At 65.4% G+C, this 19539-nt stretch carries 16 protein-coding genes; 4 read left to right on the top strand and 12 right to left on the bottom strand.

Annotation, left to right across the window (positions count from 1 at the left end):
• Positions 1-33 precede the first annotated feature (33 nt).
• Genes RRU_RS06800 through hutG form a run of 3 tightly spaced genes read left to right on the top strand, consistent with a single transcriptional unit; the run spans position 34 to position 3753 of the window.
• Positions 34-1401, top strand: a complete 1368-nt coding sequence (locus RRU_RS06800; protein WP_011389057.1) for a formimidoylglutamate deiminase — start codon at positions 34-36, stop codon at positions 1399-1401.
• Positions 1398-2942 (top strand): histidine ammonia-lyase, encoded by a 1545-nt coding sequence (gene hutH / locus RRU_RS06795; RefSeq protein WP_011389056.1) that lies wholly within the window; start codon positions 1398-1400, stop codon positions 2940-2942. The genes RRU_RS06800 and hutH overlap by 4 nt, the downstream gene beginning before the upstream one ends.
• A 16-nt stretch (positions 2943-2958) precedes the next feature.
• Positions 2959-3753, top strand: coding sequence for an N-formylglutamate deformylase (gene hutG / locus RRU_RS06790; protein ID WP_011389055.1), 795 nt, complete (start codon positions 2959-2961; stop codon positions 3751-3753).
• Between the two features lie 5 nt (positions 3754-3758).
• On the opposite strand, the gene RRU_RS06785 is transcribed toward hutG, so the two are convergent.
• From RRU_RS06785 to hutC, 6 genes are all read right to left on the bottom strand, one after another.
• Positions 3759-5129 (bottom strand): FAD-binding oxidoreductase, encoded by a 1371-nt coding sequence (locus tag RRU_RS06785; RefSeq protein WP_011389054.1) that lies wholly within the window; start codon positions 5127-5129, stop codon positions 3759-3761.
• Positions 5130-5149: 20 nt separating this feature from the next.
• Complete coding sequence (locus RRU_RS06780; RefSeq protein WP_011389053.1) at positions 5150-5941, bottom strand: amino acid ABC transporter ATP-binding protein; 792 nt, start codon at positions 5939-5941, stop codon at positions 5150-5152.
• The gene (locus RRU_RS06775) at positions 5941-6624 is read right to left on the bottom strand and encodes an amino acid ABC transporter permease (protein ID WP_011389052.1); all 684 of its coding nucleotides are present in this window, start codon (positions 6622-6624) and stop codon (positions 5941-5943) included. Before RRU_RS06775 ends, RRU_RS06780 begins: the two co-directional genes overlap by 1 nt.
• Positions 6621-7277, bottom strand: a complete 657-nt coding sequence (locus tag RRU_RS06770; RefSeq protein WP_011389051.1) for an amino acid ABC transporter permease — start codon at positions 7275-7277, stop codon at positions 6621-6623. Before RRU_RS06770 ends, RRU_RS06775 begins: the two co-directional genes overlap by 4 nt.
• Positions 7278-7348: 71 nt before the next feature.
• Positions 7349-8194: a transporter substrate-binding domain-containing protein gene (locus RRU_RS06765; RefSeq protein ID WP_014626147.1), complete on the bottom strand. Its 846-nt coding sequence runs from the start codon at positions 8192-8194 to the stop codon at positions 7349-7351.
• A gap of 233 nt (positions 8195-8427) precedes the next feature.
• A complete protein-coding gene (gene hutC / locus RRU_RS06760) occupies positions 8428-9144 on the bottom strand; it encodes a histidine utilization repressor (RefSeq protein WP_237703844.1) in 717 nt (238 codons plus the stop codon).
• 208 nt (positions 9145-9352) lie between these two features.
• Between hutC and RRU_RS06755 the strand changes: the two genes are divergently transcribed.
• Positions 9353-11041 (top strand): methyl-accepting chemotaxis protein, encoded by a 1689-nt coding sequence (locus RRU_RS06755; protein ID WP_011389048.1) that lies wholly within the window; start codon positions 9353-9355, stop codon positions 11039-11041.
• 68 nt (positions 11042-11109) lie between these two features.
• Here the strand turns inward: RRU_RS06755 and RRU_RS06750 are convergent, their stop codons facing one another.
• The 6 genes from RRU_RS06750 to torA form a co-directional block, all read right to left on the bottom strand.
• A complete protein-coding gene (locus RRU_RS06750) occupies positions 11110-12372 on the bottom strand; it encodes an FtsX-like permease family protein (RefSeq protein WP_011389047.1) in 1263 nt (420 codons plus the stop codon).
• 1 nt (position 12373) lies between these two features.
• The gene (locus tag RRU_RS06745) at positions 12374-13039 is read right to left on the bottom strand and encodes an ABC transporter ATP-binding protein (protein WP_011389046.1); all 666 of its coding nucleotides are present in this window, start codon (positions 13037-13039) and stop codon (positions 12374-12376) included.
• Positions 13040-13041: 2 nt separating this feature from the next.
• Positions 13042-13506 carry a hypothetical protein gene (locus RRU_RS06740; protein ID WP_011389045.1) on the bottom strand — a complete coding sequence of 155 codons (465 nt, stop codon included), beginning with the start codon at positions 13504-13506 and terminating at the stop codon, positions 13042-13044.
• Between the two features lie 81 nt (positions 13507-13587).
• On the bottom strand, positions 13588-15330 hold the full coding sequence (locus RRU_RS06735) for an alkaline phosphatase (RefSeq protein WP_011389044.1): 1743 nt from the start codon (positions 15328-15330) through the stop codon (positions 13588-13590).
• 341 nt (positions 15331-15671) lie between these two features.
• Positions 15672-16664 carry a GTP 3',8-cyclase MoaA gene (gene moaA, locus RRU_RS06730; protein ID WP_011389043.1) on the bottom strand — a complete coding sequence of 331 codons (993 nt, stop codon included), beginning with the start codon at positions 16662-16664 and terminating at the stop codon, positions 15672-15674.
• Between the two features lie 93 nt (positions 16665-16757).
• On the bottom strand, positions 16758-19229 hold the full coding sequence (torA, locus tag RRU_RS06725) for a trimethylamine-N-oxide reductase TorA (protein WP_011389042.1): 2472 nt from the start codon (positions 19227-19229) through the stop codon (positions 16758-16760).
• Positions 19230-19539 lie beyond the last annotated feature (310 nt).

The raw sequence follows: 19539 nt of genomic DNA, 5'->3' as shown, positions 1-19539 counted from the left end.
TATAAGCTTGTCTATAATAAGAGGGGCCGGCCCATGCGCAACCTGTTTTTCCAGTCGCTTTTGCTGCCCGAGGGCTGGGCGGAAAACGTCGCCATGACGGTCGATGAAAACGGCATGATCGCGACGCTAAGCCCGGGGTCGCCACCGCCGGCCAGCGGCCCGTCGTTCCGCGGCCCGGCCTTCGCCGGCATCCCCAACCTTCATTCCCACGCCCATCAGCGCGCCCTGGCCGGATCGGGTGAACGCTCGGGCGGCGATGGCGAGGACAGCTTCTGGAGCTGGCGCAAGGCGATGTACGCCGCCCTGGCCCGCCTGACCCCCGAAGCTTTTGAAGATGTGGCCACCCAGCTTTATGTGGAGATGGTCAAAGCCGGCTACACCGCCGTCGCCGAATTCCACTATCTGCACCACGACCGCGACGGCCGCCCCTTCGCCGATCCGGCCGAGATGAGCCATCGTCTGGTCGCCGCCGCCCGCACGGCGGGGATCGCGCTGACCCTGCTTCCCGTTCTCTACAGCGCCTCGGGCTTTGATGGCGCCCCGCCCACGGAAGGCCAGAAACGCTTTCACACCACCGGATCGTCCTTTGGCGCCCTGGTCGAGCGCCTGAAGCGCGACTATGGCCGCGACGGCGCCATCATGCTTGGCATCGCGCCGCATTCCCTGCGCGCCGTTCCCGCGCCGCTGCTGGCCGAGGTGATCGGCGCCCACCCGGAAGGCCCGATCCACCTGCATATCGCCGAACAGACGATCGAGGTTACTGATTGCCTTGCCCATACCGGCCAGCGCCCGGTGGAGTGGCTGCTTGACCATGTCGATCTTGACCCGCGCTGGTGCCTGATCCATGCCACCCATGTCACCGACCAGGAACTGGCCGGTATCGCCGCCAGCCGCGCCGTCGTCGGCCTTTGCCCAACGACCGAGGCCAATCTTGGCGACGGCCTGTTCCCGGCCGATCGGTTCCTGGGGCTTGGCGGGCGGTTCGGCATCGGCTCGGACAGCCATATCTCGGTCAATCCGGTCGAGGAATTGCGCTGGCTGGAATACGGCCAGCGGTTGACCACCCGCCGGCGCACCGTGCTGGCCGGCGGCATCGACCGTTCGACCGGCCGCGCCCTGATCGAACAGGCCCAGATCTCGGGGGCGACGGCCTGCGCGATCAAGGCCGGGCGGCTGGCGGTCGGCCAGCGCGCCGATATCGTCGTGCTGGATGGCGAGGCGCCCGTGCTGTGCGGGCGCTCGGGCGATGGCGCCCTTGATGCCTGGATTTTTTCGGGCAATGCCCCGACCGTCCATTCGGTGGTGGTTGGCGGCGCCCTTGTCGTTGAAAATGGCCGCCATCGGGCCGAAGAGGCCGTGGCCCGGCGTTTCGCATCCACCCTTGGGAGACTTCTCGCATGACCGAGCCGCTTTGCCTCACCCCCGGCGGACTCAGCCTGGATGTATTGCGCCGTATCCATCGCGAGGCGCCGCCGTTGACGCTCGATCCGCGCTCTTACGCGGCGATGGCCGCCTCGCAGGCGGTGGTGGCGGCGATCGCCGGTGGCGAAAGCGCCGTTTATGGCATCAACACCGGCTTTGGCAAGCTCGCCCACAAGCGCATCGCCCCGGCCGATCTTGAAGCCCTGCAGACCAATCTGATCTTGTCGCACGCCACCGGCATGGGGGCGCCGATCGCCGATGCCACGGTGCGGCTGATCCTGGCGATCAAAGCCGCCAGTCTGGCGGTTGGCGCCTCGGGCATCCGCGCCGAGATCGTCGACGCCCTGCTCGCCCTGGCCAATGCCGATGTGCTACCGGTGATCCCGTCAAAGGGCTCGGTCGGCGCCTCGGGCGATCTGGCGCCGCTCGCCCATCTGTGCTGCGCCCTGCTTGGCATCGGCTCGGTTCGCCATAAGGGCGCGGTGCTGCCGGCCGGCGAAGGTCTGGCGATCGCCGGCCTGTCCCCGATCACCCTGCGGGCCAAGGAAGGTCTAGCGCTGATCAACGGCACCCAGGTGTCAACCGCCCTGGCCTTGGCCGGCTTGTTCGAGATCGAGCGCGCCTTCGCCGCCGCCATCCTGGCCGGGGCGCTGTCGGTCGAGGCGGTGATGGGCAGCCACCGCCCCTTCGACCCGCGGATCAGCGCCCTGCGCGGCCAGTTCGGCCAGATTGATGTCGCCGCCCTTTTCCGCCTGCTGCTCGATGGCAGCCCGCTGAACGCCGCCCATCAGGGACCGTCGTGCGAGCGGGTTCAAGACCCCTATTCCCTGCGCTGTCAGCCCCAGGTGATGGGGGCGGTGCTTGATCAGATGCGCTTCGCCGCGCGCACCCTGACCATCGAAGCCAATGGCGTGACCGATAATCCGCTGGTGCTGGTCGATACGGGCGAGGTGCTGTCGGGGGGCAACTTCCATGCCGAGCCGGTGGCGATGGCCGCCGATCAGTTGGCGATCGCCGCCTCGGAGATCGGCGCCTTGTCGGAACGGCGCATCGCCATGCTGATCGACAGCACGATCAGCGGCCTGCCGCCCTTCCTGGTCGCCGAACCGGGGTTGAATTCGGGCTTCATGATCGCCCATGTGACGGCCGCCGCCCTGGCCTCCGAGAACAAATCCCTGGCCCATCCCGCCAGCGTCGACAGCTTGCCAACCTCGGCCAATCAGGAAGACCACGTCAGCATGGCGACCTTCGCCGCCCGCCGCCTGGGCGACATCGCCGCCAATGTCACGGGCATCGTCGGCATCGAACTGCTCGCCGCCGCCCAGGGTCTGGAATTCCACCGCCCCTTGCGCTCGAGCCAAACCCTGGAAACGGCCATGGCGATGATCCGCGAGCGGGTGCCCTCCTATCGCGTCGACCGCTATTTCGCCCCCGACCTGGAAGCCATCGCCCACCTGATCGGCGAAGGCCGCTTCGACGCCCTGGTCCCGGTCGATCTGTCGACCCTGGGATCGGTCTGAAAAGGAACCTCCCCCCGTGACCGCCGTCTATGATCTGATCGAAGGCGAGAGCCCGCTGATCGTCAGCATTCCCCATTGCGGCACCACCTTGCCGCCGGGGCTGATCGACCGGCTTTCGCCGCCTGCCCGCCTGTTGCCCGATACGGATTGGCATGTGGAGCGGCTTTATGATTTCGCCCGTGGCCTGGGGGCGACGGTGATCGCCGCCCGCTTGTCGCGCTTCGTCATCGACCTCAACCGCCCGGCCGATGGCGCCAGCCTTTATCCCGGTCAGGCGACGACCGGATTATGCCCGACCACCTTGTTTAGCGGCGTGCCGCTCTATCTGCCGGGCGCCGAGCCGACGCCGACCGAGATCGCCGCCCGGGTGGAAAACTACTGGCGACCCTATCACCGGGCCCTGGCCGGCGAACTGGCCCGCCTCAAGGCCCGTCACGGCCATGCGATTTTGTATGACGCCCATTCGATCCGGGCCGAGGTTCCCCGGCTGTTCGAGGGCCGCCTGCCCGACCTCAACCTGGGAACCGCCGGCGGCGCCAGCCTAAGCCCGGCCTTTGCCCCCTTGCTCGACGACTGGCGCGGCGAGGCCGAGGCGGCGGGGTTCACCACCGTGCTCAACGGCCGCTTCATCGGCGGCCATATCACCCGCGCCTATGGTCAGCCGGCCGACAACATCCATGCCCTGCAGATGGAACTGGTTCAGCAGCGCTATATGGACGAGGAAAGCTACGCCTATCTGCCCGAGCGCGCCGATCGCCTGCGCCCGCTGCTCCACCGCCTGCTGGACCAACTGATCGCGTGGCGGCCCTAAAAGGGTTACAGGAAAATCTTTCCCGGGTTCATCAGGCCCTTTGGATCAAGCGCCGCCTTGATCTGACGCATGACATCGACGCCCTCGCCAGCCTCAAGGGCCAACAGGCCGCGTTTGCCCAGGCCGATGCCATGTTCGCCGGTGCAGGTCCCCTCCATCGCCAGGGCGCGGCGACCAAGGGCATCGTCGAGGCGTTTGGCTTCGGCCACCTCGGCCGGATCGGCGGGATCAAAAACGATCATCAGATGGAAATTGCCATCGCCGACATGGCCGGCGATCGGCGCCGGCAAGGGGCTGGTCGCCAGATCCTTCTGGGTTTCGACCAAGCAGTCGACCAGGCGAGAAATCGGCACGCAGACATCGGTCGCCAGCCCCTTGCACCCCGGACGCAGGGCAAGCGCGGCATAAGCGGCGCTGTGGCGGGCCTTCCACAGGGCGCGGCGGTCCTCTTCGCTTTCGGCCCAGGCGAAGCCACCGCCGCCATGCTCATCGGCCAAGGCGCGCACGGTGGCGATCTCGGCCTCGACGGCCGCCGCCGATCCGGCGAATTCCAGGAACAGCATCGGGCTTTCGGGAAAGTTGGTGTGGGAATAGGCGTTGATCGCCCGCATCTGCAAACGATCGGCGAATTCAATCCGCGACATCCCCACCCCGCATTGCGCGGTCGCCACGACGCAGGCCACCGCCTGCTCCAGGCTGGGAAACGAACAAATGGCCGCAGCCTGTTTTTCCGGGATCGGGAACAGCCGCAGGGTCAGTTCGGTGATCAGCCCCAGGGTTCCCTCGGCGCCGATCATCAGCCGGGTCAGATCATAACCGGCCGCCGATTTGCGCGCCCGGCTGCCGGTGCGAAGACGCCGGCCATCGGCCAACACCACCTCAAGCGCCAGCACCACGTCGCGCATGGTGCCGTAGCGCACGGCATTGGTGCCCGAGGCCCGGGTCGACGCCATGCCGCCCAGGGTCGCCTCGGCCCCGGGATCGATGGGGAAGAACAACCCTTGAGCCCGCAGATGCTCGTTCAATTGCTGGCGCGTCACCCCGGGCTGGACGGTGCAATCCATATCCTCGGGGCGCACCGCCAGGATCGCCGTCATCGCGCTCATATCCAGGCACAAGCCACCGGCCGTGGCCTGAACCTGCCCCTCCATCGAAGACCCGGCGCCAAAGGGCACCATCGGCACGCCATGGGCGGCGCACAGCGCCACCACCGCCTGGGCTTCCTCAGCGGTTTTCAGAAAGGCGACGGCCTCGGGCGCCTGAACGCCATGCCAGGACTCGCCATGACCGTGGTGGTCGCGCACCGCCTGTGACAGCACCAGCCGCTCTCCCAATAGGGCGGACAGATCAGACAGGGCGGCAGCGGACAGGGACATGGAATAAAACCTTGAAAAGCTTAAAAACTATTGCGCTCATGGTAGGTCTGAAGGAACTGGCGCAGGCGGGGTTCGGGGCTTTCGTGGAAGACGGCGCGCGGCGGGCCGCAAGCGACGATGCGCCCGCCATCCAAAAAGGCCACGCGGTCGGCGACATTGGCGGCGAAGCCCATTTCGTGGGTGACGACCACCATGGTCATGCCCTCGGTCGCCAGATCGCGCATCACCTGAAGCACCTCGCCGACCAATTCGGGATCAAGGGCCGAGGTCGGCTCGTCAAACAGCATCACATGGGGTTCCATCGCCACCACCCGGGCGATGGCGACGCGCTGCTGCTGGCCACCCGACAACCGCGCCGGATGGACATGCATGCGGTCGGACAGGCCAACCCGGGTCAGCACCTCCTCGGCCCGCGCCGTCGCCTGCGCCAAGGACATCTTGCGCACCTGGACCAGGGCCTCGCGGACGTTCTCCAGGGCGGTCATATGCGGCCACAGATTGAAATGCTGGAACACCATGCCAACGTTGCGCCGCAGATCGCGCAACTCGCGGTTCGACTGGCGCCGCCTGGGGAAGCTTTCCGTATAGCCGACCAGCCGGCCTTCGATGCGGACCTCGCCAGCGTCATAGGGTTCGAGGAAATTGATACAGCGCAGCAAGGTGCTTTTGCCCGAGCCGCTGGGACCGATCAGGCAAACCACTTCCGAGCGGTTGACCGCCAAGGTGATTCCCTTGAGCACCTGCAAGGCGCCAAAGGACTTGCTGACGTTGTCCATGGTGATCAGCGGCGAAGGGGCGGACTGGGTAGGCATCAGGCGCGGACCCCCGGCTTGTTATCGGTCAGGAAACGGGTAAGACGGGCCTCGACCCGGCGGCCAAGGCGCGACACCACCTCGACAAGCAGCCAATAGAACAGGGCGAGACCAAAAATGACTTCGAAGACGGCGAAGGTTTCCGCCGCCATGGTCTGCATCTCATACATCAGTTCGGGCACGGTGATGATCGACAGCACCACCGTTTCCTTGGTCAGGATGATCATCATATTGACGATGGCCGGCAAGATCGCCACCAGCATGGTCGGCACGACGATGCGGCGCAAGATCACCAAGGGCGACATCGACAGGCTTTCGCCGGCTTCCACATAGCCCTTGGGCACGGCCTCGAAGCCGCCGCGGAAGATCTCGGCGAAATAGGCGCTGCCATAGATCCCCAGGCCCAGAATGCCCGCCGTCGTCGCCTCCAGCCGCAGGCCGATGAACGGGCCGCCGGAATAGAGCAGGAAAAGCTGGATCAGGAAGGGCGTACCGCGGATGACTTCGATATAGGCGCGCACCACCCAGCGCAAGGGGGCGAAGGGCAAGCGGCGCAGCAAGGCCAGGGCGAAGCCGAAAACGATGCCCAGGGCGCAGCCCGCCGACCAGCACAGCACGGTCACGCCAAAGCCGCGCAGGATCGACGGTCCGTAATGGACCAGCAGCGAGGAATTCTCCATCATCCCCGCCCCTGAAGCCGCAGGTGGCGCTCGACCAGGGCGCCCAGAATGGCCAGACAGCCATTGATAAGAAAATAGATCACGCCGGCGGCCATATAGATCTCCAGCGCCCGATAGGTGCTCGCCGATACGGTTTGGCTGACCCGGGTCAGCTCGGCCACCCCGATCACCGAAATCAGCGACGAGGCCTTGAGCAGCAAGATCAGCTCATTGACCAGGGCCGGCACCGACAGCCGGAAGGCCTGGGGCAACAGGATGCGCCGCCAGATCGAGCCCCCGGAAAAGCCCAAAGCCAAAGCCGCCTCGCCCTGTCCCCGGGGAATGGCGTTGAGCGACCCGCGATAGATTTCCGACACATAGGCCCCCGAGGCCAGCCCCAGGGCGCCGATCGCCGCCATCAGGGCCGGCACATCGATGCCAATCAGCGGCAGCATGTAATAGATCAGCAGCAACTGGATGAGCAGCGGCACGCCGCGAAAGAAGCTGACGTAAAGGGCGCCGATCGCATCGATCAGCCGGTTTCCCGAAAGCCGGCCGACGCAGACCAGGGCGCCGATGACCTGCCCAAGCAGGATGCCGACCAGGGAGATGGCGATCGTCGATCCCGCCCCCTTGAGCAGGAACGGCAGATTGGCAAGGATAACCTGAAACTTCATCAACCGGCGTCCGGGCAAACGGGTCGCGCCCCCGGAGCGGGGGGCGCGACGGAAAAGAACCGGGACCGGTCCTAGAAGGAGGGCTCGGGAATGGTCTTGGGCAGATCGACGCCCTTGCCGAACCACTTTTCATGGATGGCCGACATCCGGCCGTCCTCGCCAAGCTTGAGCAGGGCGGCGTTCACCGCTTCGACCAGCGAGGCGTCCTTTTCGCCCAGGCGCGAGACCCACGAGAAATAGGTGGTCTTGCCGAACGGCGGCAGGACGACGGCGAAGGTTTCGGGGCGCTGCGCGGCGGCATAGGCGAGATTGGGATAGGAATTGACCGAAGCGTCGACCCGGCCGGCGGCGAGATCGGCATAAGACTGGTTGCTGTCGACGTATTCCTTGAACTCGACCTTGCCGGGCAAAGCGGCGGCGTATTCCTTGATCTGGCCAAGCTGCGAGGTGCCCTTGCCGCCGCCGATGGTTTTGCCGGCGATGTCCTCGGGCTTGGTGATCGAGTCATCATCGGCGCGCTTCATCAGCGCCGCCGTGCCTTCCGAGATCGGCAGGGTGAAGGCGTAGCGGGCCAGACGTTCCTTGGTGATGGTCACCGGGGCGATCACCAGATCGAACTTGCCCGCTTCCAGCCCGGGCAGAACGCTGGTCCACGGCAGATCGATGTATTCGACCTTCACGCCCAGTTCCTTGGCCACCTCGTCCATCAGATCGCGATCGACGCCGACGTATTTGTCGCCCTCAAGGAAATCGAAGGGCGGGAACTGCATCTCGGTGGCGGCCTTGATCACCCCGGCCTTCTTGATATCCTCCAGGGTATCGGCGTTCGCCGGCAGGCTCGCGGCCACCATCGTCATCAGCGCGGCCGCTCCGGCCACCATCGCCTTCCAGCTCGCCTTGGTCGTCATCATCGCCATCTCTGAAATCTCCGGTTTTTCTTGAAGGGCCATCCCTGGAACAACCCGCGTTCCACTCCCCCACCCAACGACCGCCGGGCGGCGGCGCAGTGTAGGGGTTTCCCCAGGCGAGCGGAAGCGGGCCAGCGAGGCAAGAGGACGAGACCCCGGCCCGTCGCGGATTATGGATCGCCCTCCGCCCCTGTCAATGCGCTTTGCCACAAGCGACAGCACTTTGAAAAAACGCCCGATTATTAGGCGGGACGCCCTCTTTCCAGGCGCTGGCGACTGCCCAGGCTGTAACGCGATCCGGGATAGGTGAGCAGGCTGTAGGTGACCGGGCGATCGCCGGTCCAGGTGCGGCGCACCAGCCGCAGGCAGGGCTCGCCGCCGCCAAGGTCGAGCAGGGCACGGGTGGCCTCGTCGGGGCATTCGGCCTGGATGACGTGCTCAAGCTCGCTGATCGGTCCGCGCGACAGCAGATAGGTCGAAGTGCCGACGGTGGCGAGGAAATCCTGCTCCAGATAGTCCGGGGCGAAGGCCGGCAGAACGAAGCGCTCCTCGACCTGCACCGGAACACCCTCCTCGCGGTGAACGATCAGCGAATGGAACAACGGGGCGCCCTCGGCGAGGTCAAGGGCATGGGCGACCAAGGGCGGGGCGCCCAGCCGTTCCAGGGTCACCAGGGTGGCGTCATGACGATGCCCCCGCCCCCGGATCTCCTCGGTGATATCGCGCACCTCCATCAACGCCGCCTGCGGGCGCGGCCGGCGGACGAAGGTTCCAACCCCCTGCAGGCGCACCAGAACGCCTTGCTGGGACAACTCGCGCAAGGCGCGGTGAACGGTCATCCGCGATACGCCATAGGCGGCCACCAGCTCGTTCTCCGAGGGCAGTCTGGCATCGGGCGCATAGAGCCCTTCGTCGATCTTGCGCAAAAGGTCGCGCTTCACCGCCTCATACAGGGGCACCGGCCCGCTTTTCCACATCCTGGGCTCTCCCACAAGCATGCCCTCTTGTCTATACAGGACATTACAGGCGGAGACACCCCTTCCCCCGGTTTTCCCGCTTGCGCCGAAATGTCGTATCCCTATAATCGTACCCCTAAGTCTAGGTCTGGACACTCTGGCCCGGGGACCACCTCCCTGGCCACACCCGCCTAACGCGAGGACGAGGGGCATGTCATTCATCAATAATCTGCGCATCCCGCAAAAGCTGCTGATCGCCTTTTGCAGCCTCGCGCTGCTGTTCGTCGGCGCCGGCATCATCTCGTTGGTCCAGCTTCGCGCCGTTTCGGGCGCGACCGAGATCATCGTCGAAAACTGGTTGCCCTCGATCAGAGCCCTGGCCGCCCTTGAACTCCAGGTCATCGAACACCGACGGTTTGAGATGTCCCATATCATGACCACCGACGCCCCGGGCATGGCCGCCGAGGACGAGCGGATTCGCAAACAGCGGGAGTTGATCGCCAAGACCCAGGCGACCTATGAAAAACTGATCAACAGCGCGGAAGAGCGGGCGATTTACGATCGGTTCGCGACGCAATGGACCACCTATCTGGCCCTGACCGAGCAGGTCATCGAGCTGTCGCGGACCAATAAGAACACCGAGGCCCGCGACATGCAGTTGGGCGAGAGCCGCGCCGCTTTCAACCAAATGCGCGCGGCGCTCGTCGAAGCGATCGACCTCAATAACAAGGGCGCCAAAAAAGCGGCGGAAGAGGCCTATCAGAGCGACTCCGACGCCCAGGTCTTGATCATCACCGTCACCGTCGTCATCCTCGGCTTGGTGGTTTTCTTCACCTTGCTGCTGCGCGCCGCCATCGCCAAGCCGATCGTTTCGATCACCACCATCATGCGGCGGCTGGCCGAGGGCGAAAGGACGATCGACATCCCCGCCCGCGACCGCAAGGACGAAATCGGCGACATGGCCGGGGCGGTGGAGGTGTTCAAGGATAACGCCATCCGCGCCGAACAGCTTGAAAACGAACAGCGGGCCGAGCGCGCCAATCGGGAGAAACGCAGCCAGACCATCGAGACCCTGATGGGGACCTTCGACCGGGCGGTGGGCAATGTGTTGGCGGTGGTGGCCGGAGCGGCGACCGAAATGGAAAGCACCGCCCAGGCGATGACCTCGAACGCCGAGCAGACCAGTCGTCAGGCGATCGCCGTCTCGTCCGCCACCGAAGAAGCCTCGGCCGGGGTGCAGACAGTGGCCTCGGCCTCGGAGGAACTGGCCGCCTCGATCAGCGAGATCGGCCGTCAGGTCGAACAATCGAATGCCGCCTCGCGTCTCGCCTCCGAGGAGGCCGCCCGCGCCAGCGTCACCGTTTCGGGTCTGGCCGAGACCTCGACGCGCATTGGCACCGTCGTCGGTCTAATCACCCATATCGCCAATCAAACCAATCTTCTGGCGCTCAACGCCACCATCGAGGCGGCCCGGGCCGGCGATGCCGGCAAGGGCTTCGCCGTGGTCGCCGGCGAAGTGAAATCCCTGGCCAATCAGACGGCCAAGGCCACCGAGGAAATCAGCGCCCAGATCGGCGCCGTCCAGCAGGCGACCCAACAGGCGGTCGAAGCCATCGCCACCATCGTCCGACGCATCGAGGAAACCACCCATATCTCGACGGCCATCGCCTCGGCGGTCGAGGAACAGGCCGCCGCCACCAATGAAATCGCCCAGAATGTGCAAAGGGTGGCCGCCGGAACCCAAGAGGTTTCGGCCAGCATCGGCGGCGTGACCCAGGCCGCCGACGAAACCGGCGGCGCCGCCCAGCAGGTCCTCTCGGCCGCCCAATCGCTCTCGCGCGAATCCGCCGAGTTGAAGGAGATGGTCGATCACTTTTTGCGCGACGTGCGCAGCGCGTAAATAAAGACCGGCGCAGCGCGTAAACAAAGACGTGCGCAGCGCGTGAAGAAAGACCTGCGCGGCTTGCTCTAGCCGCGCAGGGCCGCCAGCGGCGACTGCCGATAGGCCAAAGCCGCCGGCAACAGGGCGAACAGCGCGCCCACCCCCAACAAGATCAAGCCGTAAACCGCGTCGCCGGCTTCGAAAACCACCGGCAGATCGATGCCGCCGGTCCGTTCCAGCCCCCGCGCCAAAGCCAGCGAGCCGCCGTAGCCCAAAGCGAAGCCGCCCAGCAGTCCAGCCAGCAAAAGCGCGAAGGCCTCGACCCAGACCAGGGCGAAGATCGCCCGGCGCGGCGCGCCAAAGGCGCGCAGGGCACCGATCTGGCGGCGGCGTTGCAACACCTCGACGGTGATGACCAGCAAGATCGCCGCGCCGACCAGGGCCTGGGCCCCGGCCGCCACCATCGCCAAAATCCTCCGGGCATCGCCCATCGTGCCATAAAGCCGGGTCAACACCTCGGCGGGAAAGACGGCCATCGTCGGCGCGGCGCGGTACTCCTGGCGCAACTTATAGGCCTCGGCGATGCCGCGCGGCTTGACCAGGATGGCCGGCACGCCGGGCGCCAGGGCGTCGAAGATCGCCTCTGGGCGCAGCGGATCGTCAAGGTCGCTTTCCCCCGCGTGATCGTGATCGTGCTCGTCCGCCCCATGGCCGTGTTCCTCCTCATGCTCGTGGTCATGATCGGGGGCCCAATGGCCATGGACGCGCCAGACCGCCTCGATCGGCACCAGAACCGCCCGGTCCCAGGGCGTGCCGCTGGCCGCCAGCCGGCCGACCACGCGGTAGCTCACCCCGGCATGGGCTTCGCCGCCCTCTTCGGCGTGGCCATGCATCGGCTGGATCTGCTGACCAAGGGATATCTCCACCTTGGCGCCGATCACCGCCTCGCTCAGTTTTTCAAAGCCCCGGCCCTCCGTCACGCCGCCCAGGCCGCTGACCAGATCAAGGGTGGTGCCGACGATCGGGTGATCGCCGACGAAATCGCCAAAGCCGACGGGGGCGGCATAGGCGACGCGGGGATCGGCCGCCAGCTTGGCCAGCACATTTCCGGGCATCAGGGTCAGCGGCGCGGCCTGAAGGAACACCGAAGACAGCACCAATTGGGTTTCGCTGCCCGGCGCCCCGATCACCAGATCGAAGGCCGCCGCCGCCCGGGCGCTGCCCAGGCGCAGGGCGCGTTCTTGCAAGGTCACCATGACGCCAAGGCCGGTGGCCAAGGCGATGATCACCACCAGGGCGGCGGCGCCCCAGCGGCGGGTGGCGAGATCGGCGAAGACGAAGCGCAGCATGTCAGGCCCTCTGACGCCCGGCTTCAAGCCGGAGCAAACGGGGAATGCGGGCGAAGAACACCGGGTCGTGGCTGGCGACGATCAAACTGGCCCCGGCATCCTTGGCCAGATTGACCAGCAGATCGGCCACCGCCGTCCCGGCCTCGTCATCAAGACTGGCCGTCGGTTCGTCGGCGACGATGACGCCGGGCCGTCCGACTAGGGCGCGGGCGACCGCCACCCGCTGCATCTGGCCGCGCGACAGGGTCTCGATTCGTTGATCCGGCCGCTCGATCCCCACCCGGGCAAGCAGGCCTTCGGCCTCGGCCAGAACGGCGGGTGGCAGGCGAAAATGGGCAAGCCGCTGGGGCAGGACGACGTTTTCAAGCGCCGAGAGCCCGGGGAACAGGTGAAACTCCTGCATCACCAGCCCGATGGTGCGGGCCCGCCAGCGGTCGCGCGCCCCTTCCGACAGGGCGCCCAGATCGGTGCCCTGCCAGGTGATGGCGCCGGCGGCGGACGCTTCCAGCCCGGTGATGCGATTGAGAAAGGTGGTCTTGCCCGATCCCGAGGGGCCGGTGACGACCAGGGCCTGCCCGGCCTCCAGGGTCAGGGCGGGCAGGAAAAGCGCCGGTCGGCCCAGGCCGGGAAAGCGCACGTCAAGATCACGGATGGTCAGCAGCGGCATGATCAAACCTTGCGAAAGGAGGCGCCGGTCAGCCGCAGCAGGCTGACAAAGCCGGTCTCGGGATCGGTCCACGAGCCGACGTCAAGCCGCCCGGTCACCTCGATCGGCGCATTGGCCTGGGTGAAGGTTTGGGCGTGATCGAGGGTGACGACGACGATCGTGTCGGGCCAATCGGCATCCGACGAACAAAAGGGGCAGATCGACATCGGGATTTCGCTTAAGACAAAAAACTTGGCCTCGGCCTTCAAGGGCGGCGCCATGAAGCCGCGCATGGTCACCGTTTGACCGGCCAGGGCCTTGACCTTGTCCGAAAAAGTCAACCCCAGCACGCCAATTGAGCCATACAACTCCTTGAACGCCAAGGCTTCTCCGGCAAAGGCCCGCAGGGGGCGCGCCAGGGCGGCAAGCGGGAGGAGACAGGCCAGACGCAGCAGGCGGCGGCGGGGAAACAGCGGCCCTGTGGTCATGAAACGAACCCCTTTCGGCCAGGAGGGCGACGCCCGGCGGCGAAGGCCGCCGGACGCCCGAAGATCGAAACGCGGCGCGCCTTACTTTTTCGCCGGAGCGAGCGCCAGGGTTTCGGCCAGCACGCGATAGACGTCGCTTTCCTCCATATAGCCCTTGAAGCCCTCGGCGCCGGGGCCGGTGGCCTGGAGAACGACATCGTCGACGGCATGGACGGCGGTGTCTTCGCTGCGCGGCAGATTGCCGATGCGCAACACGGCGCCGGGAACCGACTTATAGGCCTCGTTGGCGACGTATTCCTTCTTCTCGTTCTGAATGGCGGGAACGAAGGGGCCATCGAGCTTGGGCTGGAAGGTTTCGTAGTAATCGGGGAAATTGCTCGAGAAGATCGCCAGACGGCGCGAGACATCGACGCGGTCGGGATAGCCGTCCTTGTTTTCGTCGGTGTAATTGGGGAAACCGGCATCGGCATAGGTGCCGACCTTGTCGCGCATCTCGGCACCGGGCTTGTTATCGTCGATGGTGCCGATGATCGACACGCCGTGGGTATGGTCGCCGGTGACGACGATCAGCGTATCGGGATGGGTTTTGACGAACTCGCGGGCGACGCCGATCGCCTGATCGAATTCGATGGTCTCGACCATCGAGCGTTCCCAATCCATCGGATGGGCCATCTTGTCGATCGACGAGCCTTCGACCATCAGGAAGAAGCCGTCCGGGTTCTTGGCAAGCTGGCCCAGGGCGACGGTGGTCATCTCGACCAGACCGGGCTGGTCGGGGAACTTGCCGACGGTGCCCTTCTTCAACTGCACGCGATCGAGATAGGTATCCATATTGCCGGTGTGGAAAAGGCCCAGGATCTTGCCGCTATTGGTGCCCTTGGCGGCTTCCAGTTCGCTGGCCGAGGTCGCCACGGTATAGCCCGCGTCCTTGAACGCGGCGACATAGTCCTTGTCGTCCTTGCGCTTGGAACCGGGGACGCTTTTGGGCAGGAAGAAGGCCGAGCCGCCGCCGAGCAGCACGTCGGGTTTCAGATCGAAGATCATCTCGGTGATCTTGGCCTTATCGGCCCGCTTGCGGGTATGGGCGAAAACGGCGGCCGGGGTGGCGTCTTCAAGCTCGGACATCGCCACGACGCCGATCGACTTCGTGGTGGTGCGGCGCAGGGCCTCGGCAATGGTCTCGACGCGGGGATCGTCCAGGCTGTCCTCGGTGCGGTCGGCATAGACGCCAAGGGCGTTCACCGCCGTCTTGTGGCCGGTCATATAGGCCGACATGGTATTGGCGCTATCGGTGGCGACGGCATTGGTCGCCGAGGTGCCGATGAAGGCCATATGGTCGAGGTCGTCCATGTTCAGGCGGCCGTTGGCCTTGCCCTCGGTCATGCCCTTGGACATCAGGCGGGCGCCGGTGCGGTGGGCCACCGACAGGCCGTCGCCCAGGAAGAAGATGACGTTCTTGGCCTTGGCCGTCGCCGGCGTGCCGTAAACATCCCAGGTGACGCTTTTGGTGTCCGCCCCGGCGCTGGCGGTCAGGGTATAGGAGCCCGGCTTGGCCAGGGTGGCGGCGCGGATCAGTACGGCCGAGGCCTCGGTGCCCGCTTCCTTTTCGACGAACTGAACGTCCTTGCCCAACACCTTGGCGGCGGGCTGACCATTGATGGTCACCGTCACGTCGGCGGCTTTGACGGCCCCGTCGAACTCGACTTTCAGATCGAAGGGCGAGCCGGCGAGGATCGTCGCCCGATCGAGCGGATAGACGGTGGCGGCCTGGGCGGCGGTGCCCAGGCAGGTGGTGAGCATCAAGGTCGCGCAAAGGGTCCGCATGGAGATCTCCTCGGGAGCAAAAGGGGCTCTGACGGGATCGCGGAAAAATTCGTACAGATCATTCCGGTTCCCTTGGCGCTGGGAGTAAAACCAATACCCCACGACGGTCAAGAAACGAATGACGTGTCTTAAATATGTCAAGCTTTAATTGCGTTATTATATAACATAACAGTTTTTTATCGATACCTTACTTACCATTATCTCTTACAAGACCCGCTTTGTAACGAAAACTTCTTCTATTCGTCATCAAATGATCACGACAACGCCCGCGATCCCTTTCCGGGATACGCGGGCGTTTTTGAGCAAGCGACCAAAAAAGCGCAAGCCCCAAGCCAACCGCTTTAGCCGCCGGTGGCGTTCATCGTGCGCTCGGGCAAGGCCCCCGGGGTCGGGGTTGGCGAGGCGGCCTCTTGGAAGGCGTGGGCGCGCGGCTTGGCGGTGATGGCGCCCAAGATGGCGGCGCGCAGGGCCTCGGGTCCCTGATCAAGGGCGGCCTTCAGGCCGTGGTGGCCGCTCCGTCCCAGGCAGGTGTGCAAACGCCCCCGGCAATCGACGCGCACCCGGTTGCACGAGCCGCAGAACTCGGCGCTCATCGCCGTGATGAAGCCGACGCGCCGCCCGGTTTCGGCCACCCGCAGATAGCGCGCCGGACCGCCCGAGCAATGGTCGTCGGCCAGCAGGGTCCAGCGCGCCGCCAGGGCCGCGCGCACGCTCTCAAGGGGCAGGAAGCCGAACTCCTTGCGGCTTTCGCCGTCGCCCACCGGCATTAGTTCGATGAAGGTGATATCAAAGCCGTTGCCGTGCGCCCAATCGACCAGCCCGACATGGGCGCCGTCGTTCAGGCCCTTGGCGGCGACGCAATTGAGCTTGACCGCCATCCCCGCCTGACGGGCGGCCATCAGCCCCCCCATCACCCGGTCAAGACCGCCGCCCCCGGTCACCCGGGAATAGACCTGCGGATCAAGGGTATCAAGCGACACATTGACGCGGGCGATGCCCGCCTCGGCCAAGGCCTGGGCGTGGCGATCAAGTAGGCTGCCGTTGGTGCTAAGCGCGATCTCGTCAAGGCGGCCCTCGGCCTTATGGACGGCCAGGGCGGCGATCAGCGTGGGCAGGCCCCGGCGCACCAGGGGCTCGCCGCCGGTCAGGCGGATCTTGCGTACGCCCAGATCGACGAAGGCGCCGGCGATGGCGCCCAGGTCCTCCAGACTGAGAACGTCGCGCTTGGGAATGAAGACCGGATGGGGTCCCATGCAATAGCGGCAGCGCAGATCGCAGCGGTCGGTAACCGATAGGCGCAGATAGGTGATCAAACGGCCAAAGGAATCGCGCATCGCAGACTCCGGAAAAGGGGGGAAGGCCGGAGAGAAGGGCTCCGGGACCGCCGGGAGGCAAGCGGCGGTCCCGAAGCATGGAGCGCTCAGGCGTCAGGCGTTCTTCGGCGCGGCGAAGACGGTGACGGCGGGCGCGGCCTCGGCGTATTTCTCGACATCGCCGATCGCGGTATGGCCGCAGTTGCCCTGGGCCAGTTTGGAGGTGCCGATATCAACGGTCAGCACGTTGACGTCGCCGTATTTGCACAGGCTGCCCGGCTTGGTCGGCTCGGTCGGGTCGTACCAACCGCCCTCGTTGACCCGGATCACGCCCGGGCGGATGGCATTGGTGACGACGGCCCCGGCCAGGATCTGGCCGCGATCATTGAACACCCGCACCACATCGCCATTGCTGATGCCGCGCGCCTTGGCATCGGCCTCGTTGATCAGGCAGGGTTCGCGCCCGGCCACCGTGTAGCTGTCGCGCAGCTTGGTACCGCAGAGCTGGGAATGCAGACGGCTTTTCGGGTGGCTGGTCGTGATATGCAGCGGGAACTTCGCCCCCGGGCCGTCCAGGCGCTCGACCGGTTCCATCCAGGTCGGATGGGCCGGGCAATCGTCATAGCCCATCTTTTCGATGTTCTTGGAATAGATCTCGATCTTGCCGGTCGGAGTGCCCAGCGGCTCGAGCAGCGGGTCCTCGCGGAAGGCGCTGTAACGGACGAAGGCCTTGGCTTCATCGGAGATCGGGAAGCTGACCACGCCCTCGCCCTTCCAGAAGGTCTCGAAGTCGGGCATCGTCACACCCTTGGCCTTGGCCTGACCCAGGGCGTTGTCATAGAACTCCTTGATCCAGCCCATTTCGTCCTTGCCTTCGGTGAAGGCGTCGCGCGTGCCCAGGCGCTCGGCCACCGCGGCCAGGATATCGAAATCGGAGCGGGCCTCGAACACCGGCTCGACCACCTTCTTCATCGCCAGAACCGAGCTGAGCGCATAATCGCCGATCTGCTCGATATCATTGCGCTCGTAGCTGGTGGTGGCGGGCAGCACGATATCGGCGTGGCGGGCCGTCGCCGTCCACTGGAAGTCATGGACGATGAAGGTCTCGACCTTGCGGAAGGCCTCGACCATGCGGTTACGGTTCTGGTGGTGGGCGAAGGGATTGCCGCCGGTCCAGTAGATCAGCTTGGTATCGGGATAAATCGCCTTGGTGCCGTTGAAATCGAACTCCTTGCCCGGATTCATCAGCATGTCGACGACGCGGGCGACGGGAATGCTGGCCGCACCGCCGGCGGCCAGCCAAGCCGCCCCCTTCACCGCGGCGCTGCCGTCGCTGATGGCGGGCAGCACGGGACCGGTGGCGCTGGGCGAGCCGCCGTTGGCGTAATGGTAGCTAAGGCCAAAGCCGCCGCCCGGCAGGCCGATCTGACCGACCATCGAGGCGAGAGTCACCAACATCCAGTGAATCTGCTCGCCATGGTGCTGGCGCTGCATCGACCAGCCCGAGGCCAGCATGGTGCGGCCCTTGACGATACGGCGGGCGAGATCCTTGATCACCTCGGCCGGAATGCCGCAGATCGCCGAAGCCCATTCGGCGCTCTTGGGCGTCTTGTCGCTTTCGCCAGTCAGATAGGGCAAGAAGCGATCGAAGCCGAAGGTGTAATCATCAAGGAAGCTCTGATCGTGGAGCTTCTCGGTATAAAGCGTGTGGGCGACGCCCAGCATCATCGCCATATCGGTCTGCGGCTTGGGGGCGATCCATTCGGCGCCCAGATAGTCGCAGGTTTCGGTGCGCACCGGATCGATGCAGATCACCTTCTTGCCGGACTCCTTGAGGGCCTTGAGGCCGACATAGGCGCCGTGATCGGGGATCAGCCAACCGATCTGGTTGGTGGTCATCGGATCGGCGCCCCAGAAGACGACCAGATCGGAATGCTCGACCACCACCGGCCAAACGGTCGGCTGCTCATAGACCTCAAGCGTGCCCATGACATGGGGCATGATCACCTGGGACGCGCCAGTCGAATAATCGCCCGAGCTGCTGACGAAGCCGCCGGTCTGATTGAGAAGGCGGCGCACCAGACTGCGGCAGTTATGCAGCTTGCCCGGGCTCATCCAGCCATAGGATCCGGCGAAGATCGAGGTCGGCCCATGGTCCTTGCGCACCCGGGTCAGTTCCTTGGCCACCAGATCAAGCGCCTGATCCCAGGTCACGCGCACGAAATCGCCGGCGCCGCGGGTTTCCGGCGAGGCGCCCGGACCCTTTTCAAGGAAGGCGCGGCGGACCATCGGGTATTTGATGCGGGTGGGCGAATAGATCGAATCCATCACGCCGGTCAGCTGATGGCTGGGATGGGGATCCTTTTCCCAGGGCTTGATGGCGGTCATCTTGCCGCCCTTCACGGTGGCGCGGAAGGCGCCCCAATGCGACCCGGTCAGGACCTCGCCATCCTCGGCCGCCCGCGCCACGCCCGCAGACAACAGCGAGGGGGCGACCAATCCAAGGGCACCGGCGGCGGCGCTCGCTTTCAGGAAGGTGCGCCGGGTTTGTGCGGCGAAGGCGGTCGGGGGAGACATCTTGGACATGGGTTGCGATCCTTGTTGTTCATCTCGGGAAGTCCCTGAAAGCCGCGTGCGACGGCCCCCAGAAGCGGGAACCGGACCCCGCGACCGCCCAGACAAAGCGCCGCGAAGCCGACCCCGATGACCACCAGACCTAACAGGACGCTGTAAACGCCGTTTCGCCTGTAATTGAACGGGTTGTTCAATGATGTGAATGGATTGTGAAACCGGGGCGAGGCGTGGCCAGAAACGGCAAGTTCAACCAAACCCAACACAAGAGGTGTACACTTAAGTGTACACCTCTTGTTACCCGGGAATCGTCGAGCGAAGTCGG

The sequence above is a fragment of the Rhodospirillum rubrum ATCC 11170 genome, from assembly GCF_000013085.1.
Lineage (GTDB): Bacteria > Pseudomonadota > Alphaproteobacteria > Rhodospirillales > Rhodospirillaceae > Rhodospirillum > Rhodospirillum rubrum.
The sequence above is the reverse complement of the archived record's forward strand: the minus strand, read 5'-3'. Positions and strand labels throughout refer to the sequence as shown.